20 protein-coding genes and 3 pseudogenes are annotated in these 20836 nt (G+C 71.5%); 15 read left to right on the forward strand and 8 right to left on the reverse strand.

What is annotated here, in order from left to right:
* The first annotated feature begins 65 nt into the window (after positions 1-65).
* The 6 genes from IEZ01_RS00870 (at position 66) to IEZ01_RS00895 (ending at position 6807) form a co-directional block, all read left to right on the forward strand.
* Positions 66-971 carry a fumarylacetoacetate hydrolase family protein gene (locus tag IEZ01_RS00870; protein ID WP_189199307.1) on the forward strand — a complete coding sequence of 302 codons (906 nt, stop codon included), beginning with the start codon at positions 66-68 and terminating at the stop codon, positions 969-971.
* A gap of 46 nt (positions 972-1017) precedes the next feature.
* Positions 1018-1815: a maleate cis-trans isomerase family protein gene (locus IEZ01_RS00875; RefSeq protein WP_308427120.1), complete on the forward strand. Its 798-nt coding sequence runs from the start codon at positions 1018-1020 to the stop codon at positions 1813-1815.
* Between the two features lie 82 nt (positions 1816-1897).
* A complete protein-coding gene (locus IEZ01_RS00880; protein WP_189199308.1) occupies positions 1898-2725 on the forward strand; it encodes a PaaX family transcriptional regulator in 828 nt (275 codons plus the stop codon).
* Positions 2726-2901: 176 nt separating this feature from the next.
* Entirely contained in the window at positions 2902-3762 is an 861-nt protein-coding gene (locus IEZ01_RS00885; RefSeq protein WP_189199310.1) for an ABC transporter ATP-binding protein, read from the forward strand.
* Positions 3759-4739: an iron-siderophore ABC transporter substrate-binding protein gene (locus IEZ01_RS00890; RefSeq protein WP_189199312.1), complete on the forward strand. Its 981-nt coding sequence runs from the start codon at positions 3759-3761 to the stop codon at positions 4737-4739. Before IEZ01_RS00885 ends, IEZ01_RS00890 begins: the two co-directional genes overlap by 4 nt.
* A 7-nt stretch (positions 4740-4746) precedes the next feature.
* Positions 4747-6807, forward strand: a complete 2061-nt coding sequence (locus IEZ01_RS00895; protein ID WP_019890812.1) for an iron ABC transporter permease — start codon at positions 4747-4749, stop codon at positions 6805-6807.
* Positions 6808-7050: 243 nt separating this feature from the next.
* On the opposite strand, the gene IEZ01_RS00900 is transcribed toward IEZ01_RS00895, so the two are convergent.
* From IEZ01_RS00900 to arsM, 3 genes and pseudogenes are all read right to left on the reverse strand, one after another.
* Positions 7051-7374 (reverse strand): MBL fold metallo-hydrolase, encoded by a 324-nt coding sequence (locus IEZ01_RS00900; RefSeq protein ID WP_229832562.1) that lies wholly within the window; start codon positions 7372-7374, stop codon positions 7051-7053.
* 17 nt (positions 7375-7391) lie between these two features.
* A pseudogene (locus IEZ01_RS00905) lies at positions 7392-7853 on the reverse strand (DJ-1/PfpI family protein); the annotation flags it as partial.
* Positions 7854-7979: 126 nt separating this feature from the next.
* Positions 7980-8861, reverse strand: coding sequence for an arsenite methyltransferase (gene arsM / locus IEZ01_RS00910; RefSeq protein ID WP_189199314.1), 882 nt, complete (start codon positions 8859-8861; stop codon positions 7980-7982).
* Between the two features lie 116 nt (positions 8862-8977).
* On the opposite strand from arsM, the pseudogene IEZ01_RS00915 reads away from it, so the two are divergent.
* From IEZ01_RS00915 to IEZ01_RS00930, 4 genes and pseudogenes are all read left to right on the forward strand, one after another.
* Positions 8978-9256: pseudogene (locus IEZ01_RS00915) on the forward strand (ArsR/SmtB family transcription factor); the annotation flags it as partial.
* Between the two features lie 66 nt (positions 9257-9322).
* Positions 9323-9400, forward strand: a pseudogene (locus IEZ01_RS34575) (aquaporin); the annotation flags it as partial.
* A gap of 362 nt (positions 9401-9762) precedes the next feature.
* On the forward strand, positions 9763-10125 hold the full coding sequence (locus tag IEZ01_RS00925) for a hypothetical protein (RefSeq protein WP_019890819.1): 363 nt from the start codon (positions 9763-9765) through the stop codon (positions 10123-10125).
* Positions 10122-10781: a nucleotidyl transferase AbiEii/AbiGii toxin family protein gene (locus IEZ01_RS00930; RefSeq protein WP_019890820.1), complete on the forward strand. Its 660-nt coding sequence runs from the start codon at positions 10122-10124 to the stop codon at positions 10779-10781. The genes IEZ01_RS00925 and IEZ01_RS00930 overlap by 4 nt, the downstream gene beginning before the upstream one ends.
* A gap of 852 nt (positions 10782-11633) precedes the next feature.
* Here the strand turns inward: IEZ01_RS00930 and IEZ01_RS00940 are convergent.
* The gene (locus tag IEZ01_RS00940) at positions 11634-12587 is read right to left on the reverse strand and encodes a hypothetical protein (RefSeq protein ID WP_189199315.1); all 954 of its coding nucleotides are present in this window, start codon (positions 12585-12587) and stop codon (positions 11634-11636) included.
* Between the two features lie 435 nt (positions 12588-13022).
* Between IEZ01_RS00940 and panD the strand changes: the two genes are divergently transcribed.
* The gene (gene panD, locus IEZ01_RS00945) at positions 13023-13451 is read left to right on the forward strand and encodes an aspartate 1-decarboxylase (protein WP_189199317.1); all 429 of its coding nucleotides are present in this window, start codon (positions 13023-13025) and stop codon (positions 13449-13451) included.
* A gap of 427 nt (positions 13452-13878) precedes the next feature.
* Positions 13879-14337, forward strand: coding sequence for a rho GDP-dissociation inhibitor (locus IEZ01_RS00950; RefSeq protein WP_019890825.1), 459 nt, complete (start codon positions 13879-13881; stop codon positions 14335-14337).
* A gap of 63 nt (positions 14338-14400) precedes the next feature.
* Here the strand turns inward: IEZ01_RS00950 and IEZ01_RS00955 are convergent, their stop codons facing one another.
* Positions 14401-14757: a DUF6479 family protein gene (locus IEZ01_RS00955; RefSeq protein WP_019890826.1), complete on the reverse strand. Its 357-nt coding sequence runs from the start codon at positions 14755-14757 to the stop codon at positions 14401-14403.
* Positions 14758-14971: 214 nt separating this feature from the next.
* Between IEZ01_RS00955 and IEZ01_RS00960 the strand changes: the two genes are divergently transcribed.
* Positions 14972-16264 (forward strand): transglycosylase family protein, encoded by a 1293-nt coding sequence (locus IEZ01_RS00960; protein WP_189199319.1) that lies wholly within the window; start codon positions 14972-14974, stop codon positions 16262-16264.
* On the opposite strand, the gene IEZ01_RS00965 is transcribed toward IEZ01_RS00960, so the two are convergent.
* The gene (locus IEZ01_RS00965; RefSeq protein WP_019890828.1) at positions 16145-17161 is read right to left on the reverse strand and encodes a DMT family transporter; all 1017 of its coding nucleotides are present in this window, start codon (positions 17159-17161) and stop codon (positions 16145-16147) included. The two genes, IEZ01_RS00960 and IEZ01_RS00965, sit on opposite strands and share 120 nt — an antisense overlap.
* 81 nt (positions 17162-17242) lie before the next feature.
* Positions 17243-17989 (reverse strand): carbonic anhydrase, encoded by a 747-nt coding sequence (locus IEZ01_RS00970; RefSeq protein WP_229832564.1) that lies wholly within the window; start codon positions 17987-17989, stop codon positions 17243-17245.
* 105 nt (positions 17990-18094) lie between these two features.
* On the opposite strand from IEZ01_RS00970, the gene IEZ01_RS00975 reads away from it, so the two are divergent.
* Positions 18095-18796: an IucA/IucC family C-terminal-domain containing protein gene (locus IEZ01_RS00975; protein WP_189199820.1), complete on the forward strand. Its 702-nt coding sequence runs from the start codon at positions 18095-18097 to the stop codon at positions 18794-18796.
* 88 nt (positions 18797-18884) lie between these two features.
* On the forward strand, positions 18885-20360 hold the full coding sequence (locus IEZ01_RS00980) for an SDR family NAD(P)-dependent oxidoreductase (protein WP_189199321.1): 1476 nt from the start codon (positions 18885-18887) through the stop codon (positions 20358-20360).
* Between the two features lie 75 nt (positions 20361-20435).
* Here the strand turns inward: IEZ01_RS00980 and IEZ01_RS00985 are convergent, their stop codons facing one another.
* On the reverse strand, positions 20436-20606 hold the full coding sequence (locus IEZ01_RS00985; RefSeq protein WP_019890833.1) for a hypothetical protein: 171 nt from the start codon (positions 20604-20606) through the stop codon (positions 20436-20438).
* Positions 20607-20836 lie beyond the last annotated feature (230 nt).

Consider the following 20836-nt stretch of genomic DNA (forward strand, 5'->3'; position numbering starts at 1 on the left):
CCGCCGGCCCTGACACCGGAGCCGGCGCGGCGGCCCCCACCTCTCCCACCACGCAAGGAACCGCCATGCGACTCGTGACCTACACATGTGATGAAGCCCCCGCCCGTCTCGGCGCCCAGGTCGGCGACCAGGTGGTCGACCTCGCCGCCCTGGCCGCCCACCACGACACCGCGCTGCCCCAGGACCTGCTTTCGTTCGTCCGCGCGGACGCCGGCGTCCACGACACCGCACGGCGCCTGCTCGCCGGCGGCCCGTCCGACTGGCCCGCCGACGCCGTCCACGCCGTCGAACGGGTCGTACTGCACGCCCCCCTACGCCCCGGCAAGATCATCGGAGTCGGCCTCAACTACGTCGAGCACGTCGAGGAGTCCAGCCGCAGCCTGGACACCGACAAGGGCCTGCCTCCGCGCCCCGTCCTTTTCAGCAAGCCCGCCACCGCGGTCACCGGCCCCGGGCAGCCGATCCTGCACAACGCAGACCTCACCCGGCAGCTCGACTGGGAGTGCGAACTCGCCGTCGTCATCGGCCGCACCGCCTTCCGCGTCAGCGAGGAGGACGCCTACGACCACGTCTTCGGCTACAGCATCGTCAACGACATCAGCGCACGCGACCAGCGCCGCTCCGGCCAGTGGTTCTTCTCCAAGGGCCAGGACTCCTACGCGCCCTTCGGCCCCGCCGTCGTCACCGCCGACGAGATCGCCGACCCCATGGCGCTCGACCTCGAACTGCGCGTCAACGGCGTCACCAAGCAGAAGTCGAACACCCGCCACATGCTCTTCCCCATAGCCCGCCTGATCGCGGACATCTCCTCCGGCGTGACCCTGGAGCCGGGCGACGTCATCGCCACCGGCTCGCCCTCCGGAGTGGGCGCGGGCATGGTGCCGCCGGAGTTCCTCGTCCCGGGCGACACGGTCGAAGCCACCGTCGAGCACATCGGCACCCTCGCCAACCCCGTCATCGACGCCCGCTGACACCCAGCCTCGTCGACACCCGCCGACACCCAGCCCCGGAGCAGCCATGACCACCCACCGCACCTACCGCATCGGCCAGATCGTGCCGAGCTCCAACGTCACGATGGAGACCGAGATCCCGGCCATCCTGCGCGCCCGCGAGAGCGTCGCACCGGAACGCTTCACCTTCCACTCCAGCCGCATGCGCATGACCCATGTCACGCCCGAGCAACTCAAGGCGATGGACGCCGACTCCGACCGCTGCGCCACCGAACTCTCCGACGCCCGCGTCGACGTCCTCGGCTACGCCTGCCTCGTCGCCATCATGAGCATGGGACTCGGCTACCACCGCACCTCCGAGGAACGCCTGCACACCCGCACGGCCGAGAACGGCGCCGCCGCCCCGGTCGTCACCAGCGCCGGCGCCCTCGTACACGGCCTGCACACCCTCGGTGCCAAGAAGATCGCGCTCGTGGCCCCGTACATGCGCCCGCTGACCCGGACGGTGGTCGACTACCTGACCCACGAGGGCATCGAGGTACTCGACTACACGGCGCTCGAAATCCCCGACAACCTGGACGTCGCCGCACACGACCCCGCCAGGCTCCCCGGGATCGCCCGCGCCCTCCAGTACACCGACGCGGACGCCGTCGTCCTGTCCGCATGCGTCCAGATGCCCTCCCTCAAGGCCATCGAGGAGGCGGAACAACTCCTCGGCAAGCCCGTCGTCTCCGCGGCGGTGTGCACCGCGCACCAGATGCTGCGCACCCTGGGCCTGCCGGCCGTCGCGCCCGGAGCGGGGCACCTCCTGTCCGGCGCGTACGCCGAAACGCCGCCGCCCCGGCCGGAGACGACCGCGGAATGACCCCTCGCCCGAGCCACCGCCCACCGGCCCGCCCCTCCCGGACGCTGGATAGGATCGCCCCCGCACACCACGGAAGGCGATCATGGCGGACAGTCCCCTCAGGCCCAGCTCGTTGATCAACACGGTCTACGGAGCCTTCCTCCGGCCGCTCGGGGGATGGATCTCCATCGCCGACCTGATCGTCCTGATGAACGAACTGGACGTGGACGGACCGGCGGTGCGCTCGGCGATCTCCCGCCTGAAGAAGCGGGGCATCCTGGAACCCGAGCGGCGCGGCGCCAACGGCTACCGCCTCAGCCCGGCCGTCCACCCCGTGTTCGACGAGGGCGACCGCCGGATCTTCGGCAGCCTGGAGCCGGCGGACCTGGCCGACGGCTGGGCTATGGCGGTCTTTTCCGTGCCGGAGTCCGAACGGTCCCACCGCTACCAGCTCCGCACCCGCCTGACCTGGCTCGGCTTCGGCAACATCACCTCCGGGGTATGGCTGGCCCCCGCCCGCCTCCTCGACGACGCCCGGACCACCCTCGACCGCCTCGGTCTGAGCGAGTACGTGCACCTCTTCGCCTCGCAGTACGTGGCGTTCAGCGACCTGCGCGCCTCGGTCGGCACCTGGTGGGACTTCCCCGCGATCCAGGCGCAGTACGCCGCGTTCACCGACACCTATGCCCCGGTGGCGACCCAATTGACGGCCGAGTCCGACATCGCCCCCCAGGAGGCGTTCCGCCACTACGTCCCCATGCTGACGCAGTGGCGGCGCCTCCCCTATCTGGACCCGGGCCTGCCGGAGGAACTCCTGCCCGAGGACTGGAACGCGGTCGCGGCCCGCCGGCTCTTCCAGCAACTGCACGCCGTCCTGGCGGAGCCCAGCCTGCGGTACGTGCGGACGGTGACCGGCCTTCAGGCGGCATAGAGCCCCCGAATCCCGGTCACATCAGCCCGTGACGGGCGAATTCAGGCTCAGTCCTCATGGTGCCGCCCGCTGGCGAACCGCCGGTCCTGCGAGCTGGCGTGAATCTGGCGGGATACCGCCTTGCGCGTTCCGGCGTACCCCCCAAGGGGTTATTAGGTTAGGCTAACCTCTGTCACGTGCATGTTGGTGAAGAGATCTCCGCGGACCCCCGTCCTCGAGGGCATGAGCTTTCGGCCACGGGTGTCACCGTCGCGTACGACGGCGTCGACGTCGTCCACGAGGCGTCGTTGACGCTGCGGCCGGGGGAGGTGACCGTTCTGGTCGGGCCGAACGGCAGTGGGAAGTCGACGCTGCTGCGGACGGTAGCGCGGCTGCAGCGGCCCCGAACCGCCGCGCTGGTCATCGACAAAGACACCGACGGGCTCGCCCTGAGCCCGCGTGAGTTCTCGCGACACGTGGCCCTGCTGACCCAAGGGCGGCCCACGCCGGGCGGACTCACGGTGCGAGACGTCGTCGAGTTCGGCCGCTACCCGTACCGGGGCCGCTGGGGCAAGGCCGACCCGGAGGGCCGGACCGCGGTCGACCGGGCCCTCGCGCTGACCGGCGTCCAGGAGTTCGCCGACCGGGGAGTCGAGCACCTGTCCGGCGGGCAGCTCCAGCGGGTGTGGCTCGCCGGCTGCCTCGCCCAGGAGACCGGCGTGCTGCTCCTCGACGAGCCGACCACCTACCTCGACCTGCGCTACCAGGTCGAACTCCTCGACCTCATGCGCGACCTGGCGGACGACCACGGCATCGCCGTCGGCGCGGTCCTCCACGACCTCGACCAGGCCGCGGCGGTCGGCGACCGGATCGTCCTGCTCCACGCCGGACGGATCGTCGCCGACGGCCTTCCCGAAGACGTCCTGACGGGGGAGCGGTTGACCGAGACGTACGGCATCCGTATCGACGTCGAACCCGACCCCCTCACCGGACGGCTGCGCACCCGTGCCATCGGCCGCCACCACACCCGAAGCGAAAGGCTCAGCACCCTCTCATGAGACGACACCTCCTCACCGCCGTGGTCCTGACCACGGCGGCCCTCACCCTGACCGCCTGCGGCACCACCGAGCCCGCCGCCGACGACAAGGCGAAGAAGGCCGCCGAGAAGATCACCCTCACCGACGCCTCCGGCCAGAAGGTCGTGCTGAACGGCCCCGCCAAGAAGGTCGTCGGCACCGAATGGCACGAGGTCGAGCTGCTGGTCTCGCTGGGCGTGGACCCGGTCGGCGTCGCCGACGTCAAGGGCTACAAGACCTGGGACTCCGCCGTCCCGCTGAAGAACGCGCCGAAGGACATCGGCACCCGCGGCGAGCCGAGCATGGACACCATCGCCGCCCTGAAGCCGGACCTCATCGTCGCCAGCACCGACCTCCCGCCGACTGCCGTCAAGCAGCTGCGCAAGGTCGCCCCGGTGGTGGAGGTCAAGTCCGCCAACGCTGCCGACCCGATCGGGCAGATGACGAAGAACCTCGACCTGCTCGCCCAGGCCACCGGCACCACGGAGAAGGCCTCCGAGCTCAAGAAGACGTTCGAGGCGAAGGTCGAGGAGGGCAAGAAGGCCCTCGCCGGCGGCGGTCTGGGCGGGGCCAAGGTCGCGTTCGCCGACGGCTACGTGGTCTCCAACCAGGTCTCGATCCGCCCCTTCACCAGCGGTTCGCTCATCGGCGCCGTCAACGAGAAGCTCGGTCTGAAGAACGACTGGACCGTCAAGGGTGACCCGGCGTACGGCCTCGGTACCACCGACGTCGAGGGCCTGACCAAGCTCAGCGCCGACGTGCACTTCGCCTACATCGGCAATGACGGCGACAAGAACAGCACCCCCTTCACCGGCGCCCTCGCCAAGGACAAGGTGTGGACCTCGCTGCCGTTCGTGAAGAAGGGCAACGTCCACCGTCTGCCCGACGGCATCTGGATGTTCGGCGGTCCCGAGTCGATGAACAAGTACATCGACTCGATCATCGCCCTGACGAAGTAGTAGGACCATGGCCGTCACCGCAACCACTCCCGCCACCCGTCCGTCGGCCACCCCGTCCCGCACGGGCGCGGCCGCGGTGACGGCCGCACTGCTCCTCCTCGTCACGGGCCTCGCGCTCGTCGACCTCACCCAGGGCACCTCATCCGTCGGCGCGGCCGAGGTGTGGAAGGCGCTCACCGGACGGGCCGACCCCGCCGACGCCTCCGTCGTCATCGCCTCGCGCCTGCCGAGGATGGCCGCCGGGCTGCTCGTCGGGATCGTGCTCGGCATGGCCGGCGCCGCCCTGCAGGCGGTCAGCCGCAACGTGCTGGCCGCGCCCGACACCCTCGCCGTCAACGCCGGTTCCTACTTCGCGCTCGGACTGACCGCCGCCACGGGCCTTTCGCTCCCGCTGCTCGCCTCCTCCGGCATCGCCTTCGCCGGCGGCCTCACCGCCGCGGCTGTCGTGCTGGGCCTGTCCGGCCTGGGGACCGGCACCGTCCGCCTCGTCCTCGCCGGCAGCGCCCTCACCCTCGGCCTGACCGCCATGACGGAGGGGCTGGTCCTGCTCTTTCCCCAGGAGGCCGAGGGCGTCTACCACTGGAACCAGGGCAGCATCTCCCAGAACGGCTTCGACGGTGTCGTGCAGATGGCGCCCATCGGCGTCGTCGGGCTCGCCGGACTGCTGCTGCTCGCCCGCCGGGTCGACGCCCTGGCACTCGGCGACGACGCCGCCCGCGGCCTCGGCGTTCCCGTCCGTGCCACCCGCATGACCGCCGTCGTGCTCGCGGCCCTGCTCTCCACGGCCGCCGTCACCCTGGCCGGGCCGGTCGGCTTCGTCGGCCTGTGCGCACCGGCCCTCGTCCGCCCCCTGGCCCGCAGGTTCCGTGGCTTCGCCCGGTCGCGGGTCGGCATCCCGGTCGCAGGTCTGGTCGGCGCCGGGCTGGTGCTCGGTGCGGACGTGCTGCTGCGCACACTCGTGCCGGCGGAAACGGCGGTCGCCGTGCCGACCGGCGTCGTCACCAGCCTCGTCGGAGCCGCCTTCGTGATCGTCATGGCGGCGCGGCTGCGGGACACGGCCGGAGTCGCCGCCGACCGGCTCAGCATCCGCAGCCGGACGGTCTTCCTCTCGGTCACGGCCGCCCTGGCCGCCGCCGTCGTCGGCGTCGTCATCGCCGCCGTCCTGCTCGGCGACGCCAAGCTGCTTCTTGGTGACGTGGCCAACTGGGCCACGGGCCGCGCCGGTCAGACCGTCGGCTTCGTCCTCGACACCCGCGTGCCCCGGGTCCTCGCGGCGCTCTGCGCGGGCGGGGCACTCGCCCTGGCCGGCACCCTCGTCCAGGCCGTGACCCGCAACCCGCTCGCCGAACCCGGCATCATGGGCGTCTCCGGCGGCGCCGCGCTCGGCGCCGTACTCCTCGTCACGACCGTGCCCATGGCCGGCGGGTGGGCCGTGGCCGGTGCCGCGTTCGCGGGCGCCGCGGCCGCCTCCCTGCTCCTCTTCGGCCTCGCCGCACGAGGCGGATTCCAGCAGACCAGACTCGTCCTTGTCGGCTTCGCGATCCACTCCGGCGCCGCCGCACTCGTCAGCCTGCTCATCATCCTGACCGACCCGTTCAACGCGACCAAGGCGCTCACCTGGCTGTCCGGTTCCACCTACGGCCGGACGCTGACCGACGTGGTCCCGCTCGCGGTCGCCCTGGCCGTCGGCCTGGCAGTCGCGGTCGCCCGTCGTACCGAACTCGACCTCGTCTCCCTCGACGAGGACACCCCAAGGCTCCTCGGACTGGACCTCGGCCGCGGTCGGCTCGGCTTCCTCGTCCTCAGCGTGCTGCTGGCCGCCACCGCCGTGGCCGCCGCCGGCACCATCGGCTTCGTCGGACTCGTCGCCCCCCACGCGGCCCGTGCCCTCGTGGGCCGGCAACACGCCCGTGTGGTGCCGGTCGCAGTCCTCCTCGGCGCCGTCCTCGTCTGCACCGCGGACCTGGTGGGCCGCACCGCCATCGCACCCGCCCAGCTCGGCGCCGGCATCATGACCGCCGTGATCGGTACGCCGTACTTCCTCTACCTGCTGGTGCGCAGCCGGTAGCGCGGAACGTCGGCCCGCGGTACGCGTCCGGTCGGCGTGAGGTTCAGGTTCATGCAAGCCATGGGGCTGGTCAACGACCACGTGGCCGAATGCGTCAGCCGCTCACGGGTCGAGGCGGAGCGGTTGGCTTTCATGCGGCTCTGCTGAGCGGTTCAGGTCGATGCCGAAGCGGGCATCCGGCGGGGCCCCGGAGCAACCCGGACGCCCCCCAGTGCCGCGGCGCCCTCGGGCTGTGCCTGACGGTCAGGCTGTTTCGTCTGCCGTACGGGCGCGGATTCGGCCGGCTGCTTCGAGCCGGGACAGTCGCTCGTGTTCCCGGGAGGCCCAGCGTCGCACGCGGTCGGGGTCGAGGGGGGTGCCGTGTCCGACGTGGAGGCTGGTGGGGTTCAGGGCGAGCATCTTCCGCAGGCTGGCGAGGTTGAGGCGCGGGTCGTCATGGAAGGGCGGGTTGGCCGGTCGGCCGGGTACGAGGCCGAAGAAGGAGTTGGCGATCAGGTCGCCGGCGACGAGGTCGCCCTGGTCGGTGAGGACGGAGATCGATCCGGCGGTGTGTCCGGGGGTTGGCATGGTGCGTGCCGTGATCCCGGGTCGACGGTGACATGCGGGTGGTCGGCGGCCAGCCGGGCGGCCGTGCGCCAGTGAGTGGTGGCGGAAAGCCCGTCCAGGAGGCCCGCCGCGGCCAGCAGGTGCGCGCCCGCGCAGACGGAGGCCATCCGGTGGCTACCGGGTGCCGCTTGCCGTAGCCAGTCGATGATCCCACCGTCGAGCACCGGCTCCACCCCGTGGTCGTCCACCCGGACCGCACCCGACACGAGGAGGGTGTCCACCTTCCCGTGCACCTCGTCCAGCGTCAGGTCGGCCATGAGCCGGATCCCGCTCGCGGTGACCACCGGCTCACCCCCGGCGGTCGCGATGCGGACGGTGTACCCAGGCCGGCCGGTTCCGGCGACCCGGGTGGCGACCGAGAACACCTCGGCCGGGCCGGTGACGTTGAGCAGTTCGACGCCGGGGAAGGCGGCGATGACGACCCTGTGCGGTTGGAGCATGTCCCGATCATGTCGCCCGGTCACCAGGGCCGCAATGACCATGTTCTGTCAGATCCGGACACAGGCGGCGATCAGGGCCAGGACCGGGCTGATCCGGTACTGACCGCGGCGTCCGCGCAGTGGTATTCAGCTCGCGCAGGGGCACCCTGCTGCTGCCTTGGCCTGGCTGGCGGTGTTGTCCGTCGCGGTGGCTTCCTCCGCGGGGGTGCAGCAGGCGTTGACCCCGCAGCAGGTGCCGGAGGAGGGCGCGGTGGCCACGCCGGCCGGCTTCACGGCCCGGACGATGGCCGAGTGCATGCCGTCGGCCACGGCGTGCGTCGCCGTGATCTCGATGTCGGTGAACCCGGCGGCCTCGAGCCCGTGGCTGTACTCGGTGAAGGAGAGGGCGCCGGCGATGCAGCCGACGTAGTCTCCGCGCTCGGCGCGCAGGTCGGGGGTGAGGGTGTCGTCGGCGACGACGTCGGAGACGCCGATCCGGCCGCCGGGCTTGAGAACGCGGAAGGTCTCGGCGAAGACGGCCGGCTTGTCGGTGGACAGGTTGATCACGCAGTTCGAGATCACGACGTCGATGGTGTTCGCCGGCAGCGGGATGGCCTCGATGGTGCCCTTGAGGAACTCGACGTTCGTGACGCCCGCCCTGGCGGCGTTGGCCAGGGCCAAGGAGAGCATTTCCTCGGTCATGTCCAGGCCGTACGCCTTGCCGGTGGGGCCGACGCGGCGGGCGGAGAGGAGGACGTCGATGCCGCCGCCGGACCCGAGGTCCAGGACCCGCTCGCCTTCGTTCAGGTTCGCGACGGCGATGGGGTTGCCACAGCCCAGTGAGGCGGCGACGGCCTCGGCGGGCAGGGTCTCGCGCTCGTCGGCGGCGTAGAGGGTGGAGCCGAAGTTCTCGTCGATCTCGTCGGGCTCCGGTCCGCAGCAGGCGGTGGCGCCCTCGGTGACCTGGATGGCTGCAGCGGCGTAGCGGCGGCGGACGGTTTCGCGCAGGTCGGTGGGCTGCTCGCTCATGACGATGACTCCCATCGGGTGAATGGCCCTGCCCGGCGGCGAGGACAGGAACAGGCTGCTTCGATGTCCTTCGATGTAACGCTGCGCCTTGAATCGAAGGATGTCAACATAGAGGAATGTCGAAACAGGAGCTCGAAATCCTCGGGCAGGACGCTGAAGGCTGCTGCGGCCGGCTCGCCGCTGGACAAGAACCAGGCCGCCGACCTGGCGAAGGTGTTCAAGGCCCTGGGTGACCCGGTCCGGCTGCGGCTGCTGTCGATGATCGCCTCCCGGGACGGGGGTGAGGTCTGCGTGTGCGAGCTGACCCCGGCCTTCGAGCTGTCCCAGCCGACGACCTCCCACCATCTCAGCTGCTGCGCCAGGCCGGCCTCGTCGACCGCGAACGCCGCGGCACCTAGGTCTACTACTGGGGCCTGCCCGCCGCCCTGGAACGCCTCGCCGCCGTGCTGAAGGCGGGCTAGGTGCTGATCGCGGGGTTCGGCCCGGTCTCCGGCGCCCACTTCAATCCCGCGGTCACCCTCGCGGCCTGGCTGAGCGGGTCTCCTGGCAGGCCCGCATGGCTTCGTCGAAGGGCCGGCGTCCGACGAGCACGTCGTCGAGTGCCCGGGTTCCGCGTCCCGGAAGGCGTTTCTCGCCGAGCCGTGAGCGACTGCCCTGGTCAGCTGCACGACCGCGTAACCTGCTGCGTCATGATCACCCGCGCCCGCGAGCGGGGCTGGCCCCGGGTCTGCCGGGCAGCCGGTTGCCGCGCCACCTGGGGCCCTGCACGGGTAGGCGATGATGCGCTAGGCGCCCACTGGGTGAGATGTCCGAGGGAAGGGCGGGCGCCCGCCCGACGTACGTGCGACAGGGGACCCCCGTATCCGCCATGCCGCCGCCTCCCAGCAGTGATACTGGACGCATGGACACGACGACCACCGCGCCCCGCGCCGAGGTGCTGCGGGACCGCTATCGCAGCCGTCTGCCCGAGCGCTTGCAGGAGCTGACCGGCCCCATCGAGGGCGTCGTGGACCTGCCGCTCCACATCGTCTGGTCCGGGCGGACGAGCTACAGCCTGGACCGTCCGAAGTCCCGCATGACGCTCTACCGGACTGTCCTCGCCGAAGGACTGCGCGAGGACCTCGTGACCCTCCTGCACTACCGGCTGCTCGCCGAGCAGTGGCCCGTGCTGCGGCGCTTGATCAGTCCCTACATCCGCGAGGTCTGGGAGGACGCCTTCCCCGAGCTGCTCCGCACCGCTCCGGCCGACACGACCGCCGCGTGAAGCTCACTCCGCTCCACGAGCGTCTCCTCGCCGACATCCTCGACCTCGGCTCCCCCTACCCTCTGGTCCTCACCGGCGGATACGCCGTGCAGGCCCACGGCCTGGTCGAACGCTTCAGTCGTGACCTCGACGTCGCCACCGAGAACCCCGCTCCGATGCAGGAGATCGTCGCCTCACTCACAGCCGGCCTCAGCGGGCGCGGATGGCGGACCACGCACGTCCAGACCGATCCGCTCAGCGGCCGGTTTCTCGTCACCGATCCGGACACCGGCGAGGAGTGTGAGGTCGACGTCCTCAAGGAGGCGTTCTGGGCTCCGCCCGCCCAGACCCCCTACGGCCCCGTTCTTTCCCTCGACGACGTGATCGGCACCAAGGTCCGTGCCCTCGCCGACCGCGGCACCGTCCGCGACCTCATCGACGTCCAGGCTGCCTCCCGCCACCGCTCCACCGCCGACCTCGAATCCCTGGGCCGCCGTCGCGCCCACGACGAGTTCAGCCTCGAAGACCTCCGGGACCGGCTGATCGGCGCGGACTGGTACGAGGACGAGGACTACACCGCGTACGGGCTCGCCTCCCGGCAGATCGAAGAACTCAAGGCGTGGGCCCTGGAGTGGGCGGAGGATCTGGGCGCGCGGATCCATGACGAGAACGCCTGAAAGGCGGTCAGCGCGTACGACCCCCTCTACCGCCGTTGCAGCGAGAGCATGCGGTGCAGCCAGTAGGTCCCAACCCGGAGCCGTCCACGGCGGGTGGCTGCCCTGCACGGCGGAGGTGCAGGGCAGCCGAGCGATACCCCGCAGTGGACTCACGGTGAAACCGGGCTGCGGTATGGCACACCCCGGGCAGCGGCCGTACGCGGGAGTCAGAGCCCCGGGTTCCGCCGAACCGTGGAGAGGAGCCGGGACGCTGCGAGCCCGCCTGCATCTACGGTAAGGAGCGCGGCCTGGCTGTACTCACGCCAGGTGCGCAGGTGGACCGGCGGACAGCCGGTCAGCCAGGAGCGCATCCAGGCCCTGTAGCACGCCGCCCGCTTCCTGGTTACCACCGCCCGCATTGGCGACGGCACCCGCCTGCTCGCCCCCAGCCCCATGGGCCACGTGGTCCTCGATCGCCCGGCTCTAGGACGGACTCCACGACACCAACGAGTGGATTACTCGGCGTGTCCATCCAGCGCGTCGGGCCCGGCGTCTGCTCAATCCAGCTTGATGAACGACGGGCGCGGGGCCAGGGACGTAGCTTCCCGATCCGGCTGGCCCAGGTGAAGCCAGTCAGGAGCATCTACGGACAGAAGCCTGGACTCGACGTCGGCGAGATTCTGTTGGGCAATCCCGTTGACCCTGGAGGGCCTTGACGGCATCGACCTCAAGCCCGAGGAGATCGCCAACGTCCTGCGGGGAGCCATCAGCGCCGGAACCCTCGGAGCCGAGGCATCGCTCTGAGCCTGCGCGTAGATCACCCAGCCGCCGGGGCCAGCTCTCAGAAGAGCCGACCCTGGTGACCTTCCGGTGTCAGCGGGTGGAGCCCGGACGAGGCTCCTCGCCCTGTCCCGGCAGCAGCCGCAGGGCGAGGACCGAGCCGTCGGCGTGGACGGAGACGGGGCCGCCCCAGTCCTTGTCGAAGGTGAGGCGGGGGTGGACGTGGCGGCTCGCGTGGACGAGGGCGCGGTACTCCTTGACGTCGCCCCTGGCGAGAAGCCGGAAGAGCTCCTCGTCCACGCCGGAGAACGCCTCGACGCGGGGGCCGTTGAGACGGAAGACGTGGTCGGTGCCGACGTACTCGTTGCCGAGGAGGGTGTGGGCGACGTCCTGGACGCTCGTACTGGCCGCGTGTTCGAGGCCGGTGAAGCGTTTGCGGCCCTGCCGGTCGGTCAGGTGGCGGGCGGTAGCGTGGCCGGAGCCGGTAAAGGCCATGAGGCCTGCTGCCGTCGTGTGGGCCAGGGACTCCTGGAACCAGGCGTAGTCCTTCGCCTGCACGTGGCAACCCCGTACGGGCTCCGGTGCCACCAGGCCCTCGGTCGGCGGGTGGATGTCCGGCGTCACGTTCGCCTGGAACGGTGGGGCGTTCAGGTTCGGCTCACGGACCTCCGCCGGGAACAGCCAGCCGCCGCTGCCGGGTGCCTGGAGGGCGTGGACGGTCATCGTGCCGCCGTCCGTCGGGAGCTGTGTGCTGAACAACAAGCCGGGAGTCTCGTTCCACGGTCCGATGTGGACCGCTTCGGCGTGGGCCGAGGCGGAGGCCAGCTGCTCGGCGGAGGTGGCGAAGTCGCTGTGATTGCCCTTGCCGGAGAGGGGGGTGACGAGGGACGGCTCTTCCGGCTGCCAGACCTCGACGAAGTACTGAGGGCGGTAGCGGTACTTCACCTTCTCGCCCTTGTCCCTGCTCGTGAGGGCCCAGCCCGCACGCAACACCGTGTCGGCGGGGACGATCGTCACCGTGTGGTCGGGGAAGCGGCTGCCCAGCATGTGCTTGGCGAGCGTGAGCGCGAAACCGATGCCGAGCTCACGGTGTGCGCGGGCGGTTCGCCATCGGGCTGGACCGTACGGAAGGGAGGAGCGGCGCACGCACGTGCGCAGGGGCGCGTTACCTGGACCTCGGCTCGGTCGGATCGGCGTCGATGCCTTGGCCCCGTCTCGCTCACGAGTGCCACGCTGCCGCGGGGCCCCCGCATGCCTGATGGTTCATCAGGTAAGTCAGCAGCCGGTCAGCATGAGTCCCCGCGCCTCCCGGGGCGGTTGTCCCAGCAGGCGCCGGTGCGGCGCGAAAGCCCAGGTGGGAAGCCGTCCAGCCCGACCGGAGCGATGTTCCTCTCAAACATCGTTCGGCTCGTGCCGGTGTACAGTCGAGAACGCCCTTGACCTGCACAAAGCAGGCAGGGAGCCGTCTCCTAGGAGTTCAACATGCTGCGCACCATGTTCAAGTCCAAGATCCATCGCGCCACCGTGACCCAGGCCGACCTGCACTACGTCGGATCGGTCACCGTCGACGCCGAGCTGATGGAAGCCGCCGATCTGCTGCCCGGTGAGCTGGTGCACATCGTCGACATCGACAACGGCTCCCGGCTGGAGACGTATGTCATCGAGGGTGAGCGCGGATCCGGTGTCATCGGGATCAACGGCGCCGCCGCGCACCTTGTGCACCCCGGTGACCTGGTCATTCTGATCAGTTACGCGCAGGTCGACGACGCCGAGGCGCGGGCGATGGTGCCGAAGGTCGTGCACGTCGACGCCGAGAACAAGATCGTGGAGCTCGGTTCCGACGCCTCGCAGCCGGTGCCCGGCAGCGACACCGCGCGCGCTCCGCACTCCGTGCCGGCCGCCCGGGGCTGATTCCCCGGCGGCGTCGCGGGGCCGGATGAGTGGCCGGGCCGGGCGGGGGAAGCCGCAGTGGGAGAACCTGGACTCAGGACCGCCGCCAGCCGGCGCCCATCACCCGAGGGGCCTGTCATGACCCAGCCGCACCCCGATCCCACACCTCCACCGGTCCCGCCGCCCGGGCCCGGCCCTGTGCCGCCGCCGCCGACGCCGGGGCCGGTGCCGCCGACCCCGCCGCCGGTGCCGGAGCCGCCCCCGCCCAGCCCGGCGCCCGGACCGAAGCCGGGGCCCCCGCCGACCCCGCCGGACCCGATTCCGCAGCCGCCGGAACCCCCGCCGCTGCCCACCCCCGACCCGGGCGGCCCGGAGCCCCAGCCGCAGCCCTCCCCGCCTCCCGCGAGCCCGTGAGCGACCGAGCTGCGCAGGCCTGAGAGGACTTGTCATGAGCAATGCCGGAGCCGGCGCGCCGACCGCGCCGGAACAGGTCGCGGACGGCCGGACCGTCCAGCTCCTCGGCTTGGATCTGCAGTTCACCATCCATGAGGAGATCTCGGTGCCGCTGCCCTCGCCGGGCGCCGCCGCCGTCGAGAAGCCGTTCGTGCTCAAGGAAGGCGTGGAGTGCCGTGTGGTGATCAGATTCGAGGTGACCGGCCCGTCGGTCACCGGGCTGCGCGTCCTGGACGTACGGGAGATGGAAGGGGCCGAGATCAGCCGCCGCGAGGTGCACCTCGGTGACTTCCGCCAGGGCGGCCCTTACGAGCTCGCCCTGCCGCCGGAGCGGATCCCGAGCGGGCGCCGGGCGCAGGGGCGGTACGACGTCCACGCCTCGCTCCTGGACGCGGACGACCGCGTCCTCGACGTACGCGACTACTGCTTCGAGGTCGACAGGGATTGGGGCTGACCTGCCGCGAGTACGCCGGACCGGCCCCGGGCACCGGGGCCGGTCCGCCCGTACAGGCGCGCCTTACGCCGACTGCTGCTTGTTCCCCGGGCTGTCCGGGTGGTCGGGGTGCGTCTCGTGGGGTACTTCGTTGCCGTGGCCACGTAGCTCGTAGGGCATCAGCCGCCGGCCGTCGTGCGGGAACTCCGTCTCGGCGTGGCTGCCGGACTCCTCGATATGGGTCTGGTGATCGGGGGGATGCGGTTGCTCCTCGGGGCGCGGCACCGGCAGCTCCTGGCGCCGTTTGCGCATGCCGAGCCAGACCGCGCCGATCAGCATGGCCGTGATGGCGACACCCGCGATGAACTGGCCGAGGCCGTGCAGAAGCTCCCTGGCCGCGAGCTCTACGGCCAGGTCCTGGAGTGCGCTCGGTGTAGTCATACAAAACCCATACCCGACATGTCGGAACCTATGTTTCACCCGTATAAATGTTTATCGCTCATTTATCCGGGAAATCGGCTCGACGGAATTCCCAATTCCGTCAACTGGCCGAAATCCATAGGGGTTTGAGTGGCTGTCCGCCCTCTTGTCGTCGCCGGTTCCCAGCCAATATTTTTGGCGGCTGCTGAATGTGGAACCGCACCAAGGGGGGCCCATGGCCGGACGACACCGCCGGTACCAGCCGAGCCGCATCAACCGGGCTTCGCTCACCGTCACGGCGGGCGGCGCGGGTATGGCGCTGCCGCTGATCGGGGCCGGTACCGCGCACGCCGCGTCGGTCGACGTGTGGGAGAAGGTCGCCGCCTGCGAATCCACCAACAACTGGCAGATCAACACCGGCAACGGCTACTACGGCGGCCTTCAGTTCAGCCAGTCGACCTGGGAGCAGTACGGCGGTACGCACTACGCGCCGCGCGCCGATCTCGCCTCCAAGGACCAGCAGATCGCGATCGCCGAGAAGGTGCTCAAGGGGCAGGGGCCGCGCGCCTGGCCGACGTGTTCGGTACGGGCGGGACTCACCCGGGGCGGGGACTCGCCCGACATCGCCCCGCACCAGCGCGACGGCGTGGGCAAGCAGTCGCAGCGCGGCGGCGCGCCCAAGGCGCCGTCCAAGCCCGCCCCCAAGGCGCCCACCAGGCCCGTCGCCAAGACCCCGCCGGCGACCCCGACCACTGTGCCGACCGTCCGCGAGAGCTACACCGTCGCGCCGGGCGACTCCCTCTCCGGCATCGCGCAGGCCAAGCGGGTCGGCGGCGGCTGGAAGGCGCTGTACGAGGCGAACCGCACCGTCGTCGGGGACGACCCGGACCTGATCCACCCCGGCCAGAAGCTGACCCTGCGAATCTCCGCCCCCCGTCCGCCGGTCACCGCGTCGAAGGAACGCCCGAAGACGACAGCGAAGCCGCCCACCCAGGCCCGGCCCGCCGCCCGCCCGGCCGTCCGTCCCGCGGCGAAGCCGGTGACCAAGCCGGCCGCCAAACCGCCGGCCAGGCCCGCCAAACCCGTCACCAAGCCCGTCTCCAAGCCGCGCGACACCCAGCAGGCCGGCTTCAGCGCCCCGGTGTCCGCGAGCATCGGCACGCCGTACCGCAAGGCGGGTTCGTCCTGGTCGAGCGGCTACCACACGGGTGTCGACTTCCCCGTGCCCACCGGCACCTCCGTCATGGCCGTGGCCGCGGGCCGGGTCGTCTCGGCGGGCTGGGGCGGCGCCTACGGGTACCAGATCATCATCCGCCACGACGACGGCCGCTACAGCCAGTACGCCCACCTGTCCGCGATGAACGTGCGGGAGGGTCAGACCGTGGGCAGCGGGCAGCGGATCGCCCGGTCAGGATCCACCGGCAACAGCTCGGGACCGCACCTGCACTTCGAGGTGCGCACGGGACCCGGATACGGGTCCGACATCGACCCGCTCTCCTACCTCCGGTCGGGGGGCGTCTCCCTCTGACGCGGCCAGCGGCCGCGCGGGCCCGGCCGGCCGGGCGGCGTCCTGACCGCTGTCCGGCCGCGGCGGTGCGGCGACCGGGACCGGGCGCTGGGTGGTGAGCAGGACCAGTCCGCCCGCGGCGACGACACCGAAGCACACGGCGATCGCGGTGCCCGCGGCCCCGAACCGGAAGTCCTCGCCGAAGAGCGTCAGCCCGATCGTGGCCGCCACGACGGGGTTGACCACCGTGACCGTGGCCAGCGGGGCCGCCAGCCCCGCGCCCCGGTAGGAGGCCTGCGAGAGCAGCAGACCGCCCACGGCGAACCCGGCGGTCGCGAGCATGGCCGGCCACTCGCCCAGCGGGGCGTCCAACGTGAAGTCCGTCGCCACGATCTTGGTGAAGACCGAGGCGAGACCGAAGGAGATGCCCGCCGCCGCGGCCAGGACCATGCCCCGGACCACCGGCCTGCTGATCCGGGCCGCGGTCAGGAAGAGGGCGGCCACCGCGCCGAAGGCGCAGGCGGCCAGCGTCAGCCGGTCCCCGCCGGGCAGGGAGAGCGCCTGCGAGCCGCCGGTGAGGGCGAGCAGACCGGCCAGGCCGACCGTGGCCGTCACGGCGCCGCGCCAGGCGGTGGAGCCCGCCCGGCGCCCGGCGAACAGCGCCGCCATCGGCAGCGCGAACACGATTGTCAGGGCGCCGAGCGGCTGGACGAGACTCAGCGGTCCATACGCGAGCGCGGCCACATGCAGCACCGCGCCCACCCCGTTGAGCAGCACCGACACCCACCAGGCGCCGCTGCGCACGGGCGCGTAGGCACTGGCGGCGGAGGCCGCCACGCGCTCCTGCACGATCGCCGCGGCCGCATAGGCGACCGCGGAGACCAGTGACAGGAGTACGGACAGCGCGAGGGGGCTCATGCGTCAACTGTGACGCGTGGGGCGCTCCCGCGTCGTCGTCCCTGAGGTGGCGTCGGGGCGTACTGCCATAGGACTACGGGACTACGCCCGGCGGTGGTGCGACGACGGTTCGAAGGTCACATGGCCGGTGTCCAGGTCGAACCGGGCCCCTACCACCAGCGCGCCGTCGAAGGTGGAGTCGGAGGCCAGCTCCTCCTGGACGCGGGCCACGTTGGCCCGCACGGTGTTCTCCACCCAGTCGCCCGGCAGGTGCCGGGCCTCGCGCGCGGCCGGGGCCATCTGCTCGACGATCTCGGCGAGAGGGCCCTCGGCGGGTATGCCGGTGCGGACGTACTCGACCGCCGCCTCGGCCGCCCCGCAGCGCTCGTGGCCGAGGACGACGACGAGCTTGATGTGCTTGACCTGTACGGCGTACTGGATGCTGCCGAGCACGGCGTCGTCGAGGGCCTGGCCCGCGGTCCGTACGGTCATCAGGTCCCCGAGCCCCTGGTCGAAGACGAGCTCGGGCGGGACGCGGGAGTCGAGGCAGCCGAGGACGACGGCGAACGGATGCTGCGCCGTCGCGACCTCCTTGCGGCGGGCCGCGTCCAGGTGCGGATGCGCCTGGCGCAGAGCCGCGTAGCGGGCGTTTCCGGCCTGCAGCAGGGTGAGCGCCCGGCCGGGGCTCACAGGAGTGGTGGGAGTGGAGGACAAGGTCCCGGCACCAGCGGCCGAGGCCGGGGATGGCGGTGCCGGCTGCGCGGGGGTGGCGGCGCGGGCGGCGGGTACGGCGGCCGTGAGGGCCGCGGCGGTCATGGTCAGCACGGAGCGTCGGCTGCGACTATTCACCCGGCAAGCCTCTGGTGGATCGCGCGTTCGATCAGATGGTTTTTGTTCGGCAATTGCCGGACCATTGGGGACTGTTGACTTCCGGAAGGGGCGCGGGTGCGCGAGGTGGAGCTGGCGGAGACGGGGTCCGTGGGAGGGTTCTTCGCCCTGCGGACCGAGCAGCCCGAAGGCGGGGCGCACCTGCCCCTCGCCGAGGTCTACGCCCAGCGGCCACCGGCCGCGCTCGGCGCCCGCGTGGACCGGGTCGCCGCCCGCCTCGGCGCCGCCGAACGCCGGGTGGGCGCCTCCGTCGCCCAGCTCGGCCTCACCGCCCGCCTCTGGTCGGTCTGCCTCGGCTCGGCCGCGCTGCACGGCTCCTTCCCCGACATCACCCCCGACACCCTGCACTGGGACGGCCGGCACACCTCCCCCGACGACCTGTGGTGGTCCGGCTCCGCCGCCCGGCCCGGCACCGCCGACGAACTCCGCGCGGCCGTGCGGGACGGCCACCTCGCCCCGCTCGCCGAGGCCCTGCGCCGCGACGGCGCCGTCTCCGCCCGCCTGCTGTGGGGCAACGTGGGCTCCGCCCTCGCCGGAGCCGTACGCGAACTGGCCCGCTGGTCCCAGGCCCAGGGCCGCCCCGAGGTGGCCCGCCGCGCCGCGGACCTCGCCCGCGAGCTCTTCGCCCACCCGGACCTCGCCGGTACGGTCCGGGGCCCCGCGCTGCGCCGTACCAGCTGCTGCCTCTACTACCGCTGCCCCGGCGGTTCGCTCTGCGGCGACTGCGTGTTCGACCGGCCGCCCACCCGGCCCGCAGCACCCGCCTGACCAGCACGGGTTTGGACAGACGCCCTCGGCTCCGTACAGTTTCACTTTTGAAACGTGACCATTCGAGTGACCGAGGAACGGCGACGGCATGACGGTGACTGAAGACAACCAGGTGTACGGGCCGGGTATCGACCCCGAGCGCCTGGCCGTCTGCCTGAGCGTGCTCGCGGAGCTCGACGAGCTGGACGTGGACCACCCCGACGCGATCACCGTCCGGCGTGCCACCGCCGGCATCTACCGGACCGTGAAGCAGCGCCGCCGCCAGGAGCGCCGGGCCGCCAAGACCGCCCACGACAAGGCCGTCACCGAGTCCACCGCCACCGGCTCCGCCCAGCGCATCGACGACGAGACCGAGGGCCTGCTGCCCTCCTCGGTCACCGAGGCCGGCCAGATCGCGGGGATACTCCAGCGCCCCCGGTCCTGCTACATCTGCAAGACGCGGTACGTCGAGGTCGACTACTTCTACCACCAGCTCTGCCAGGGCTGCGCCGCCGAGAACCGGGCCCGGCGCGACGCCCGCACCGACCTCACCGGCAAGCGCGCGCTGCTCACCGGCGGCCGCGCGAAGATCGGCATGTACATCGCGCTGCGGCTGCTGCGCGACGGCGCCCACACCACGATCACGACCCGCTTCCCCAAGGACGCCATCCGCCGCTTCAAGGCCATGGAGGACTCGGCGGACTGGATGCACCGCCTGGAGGTCGTCGGCATCGACCTGCGCGACCCGGCGCAGGCGGTCGCCCTGGCCGAGCAGGTCACCGAGCAGGGCCCGCTGGACATCCTCATCAACAACGCGACGCAGACCGTGCGCCGCCTGCCCTCCGCCTACGCCGCCCTGGTCGAGGGCGAGAGCGCCCCGCTGCCCGTCGGCGAGCTGCCCGCCCACCACGTCATCGGCGCCTTCAACTCCGGCGCGGTCGACGGCCTGGCCGCGCTGCCCCTCGGGGCCAGCGGTCTGGACGCGCAGAAGGTCGCCGATCTCGCCCTGGTCGCCGGCAACGCGAGCGTCGAGCGGCACCGCGACGGCAGCGCCATCGACGCGGGCGGCCTCGTGCCGGACGTCGTCGAGTCCAACACCTGGGTGCAGACCATCGAGCAGATCTCGCCCGTCGAGCTGCTCGAAACCCAGCTGTGCAACTACACGGCGCCGTTCATCCTGATCAGCATGTTGCGGCCGGTCATGGCCGACGCCGCGAAGAAGGCGGCCAGCGGGCGCGCCTACGTCGTCAACGTCTCGGCGATGGAGGGTGTCTTCGGCCGCGGCTACAAGGGCGCGGGGCACCCGAACACCAACGCCGCGAAGGCCGCCATGAACATGGTGACGCGGACCAGCGCCCAGGAGATGTTCCAGACCGACGGCATCCTCATGACCTCCGTCGACACCGGCTGGATCACCGACGAGCGTCCCCACTTCGACAAGCTCCGCCTGGCCGAGGAGGGCTTCCACGCCCCGCTCGACCTGGTCGACGGCGCCGCCCGCGTCTACGACCCCGTGGTGCGCGGCGAGGCGGGCGAGGACCTCTACGGCTGCTTCCTCAAGGACTACGCCCCCGCCAACTGGTAGCCCCCAGGGCTCCCCGGACACACCCGTGCCCCCGGCCGTGACGACGGCCGGGGGCACGTGGGTGAAGCGAGCGACTCAGTCGATGCCGGGCAGGATGTGCGGCTCGGCGAGGTCCTCCTCGTAGCCGGCCAGCCGGATCGGGGCGGACCTGGCCCACACTTCGAGGCTGCCGAGTTCACCGGAAGGCTTCTTGTTCCGGTCCCGGCGTTCCGCCGGCTGCTCCTGCTGGGTCAGTTCTGGTGTCACCGCGCACTCCTTTGTGTCGCGTACCTAAGTGGACAGGGCCGTTCGGTCGCGGTGGCGCCGTTCTTCGGGCGGGACCGCGGCCCGGTTGAAGGCCTGTCCCCGGGTCGGATCTGGGGTTTTTGTGGATCCCCGTTGGCCGACCGTACGCCCCAGAGTAACCAAATGAGCATGCACCCGCTCGATGGGGCCCACGTCTGGGGTGCAATCCGGACACACTTCCGGAAGTACGG

Source organism: Streptomyces purpureus (genome assembly GCF_014648195.1).
Classification (GTDB): Bacteria; Actinomycetota; Actinomycetes; order Streptomycetales; family Streptomycetaceae; genus Streptomyces; species Streptomyces purpureus.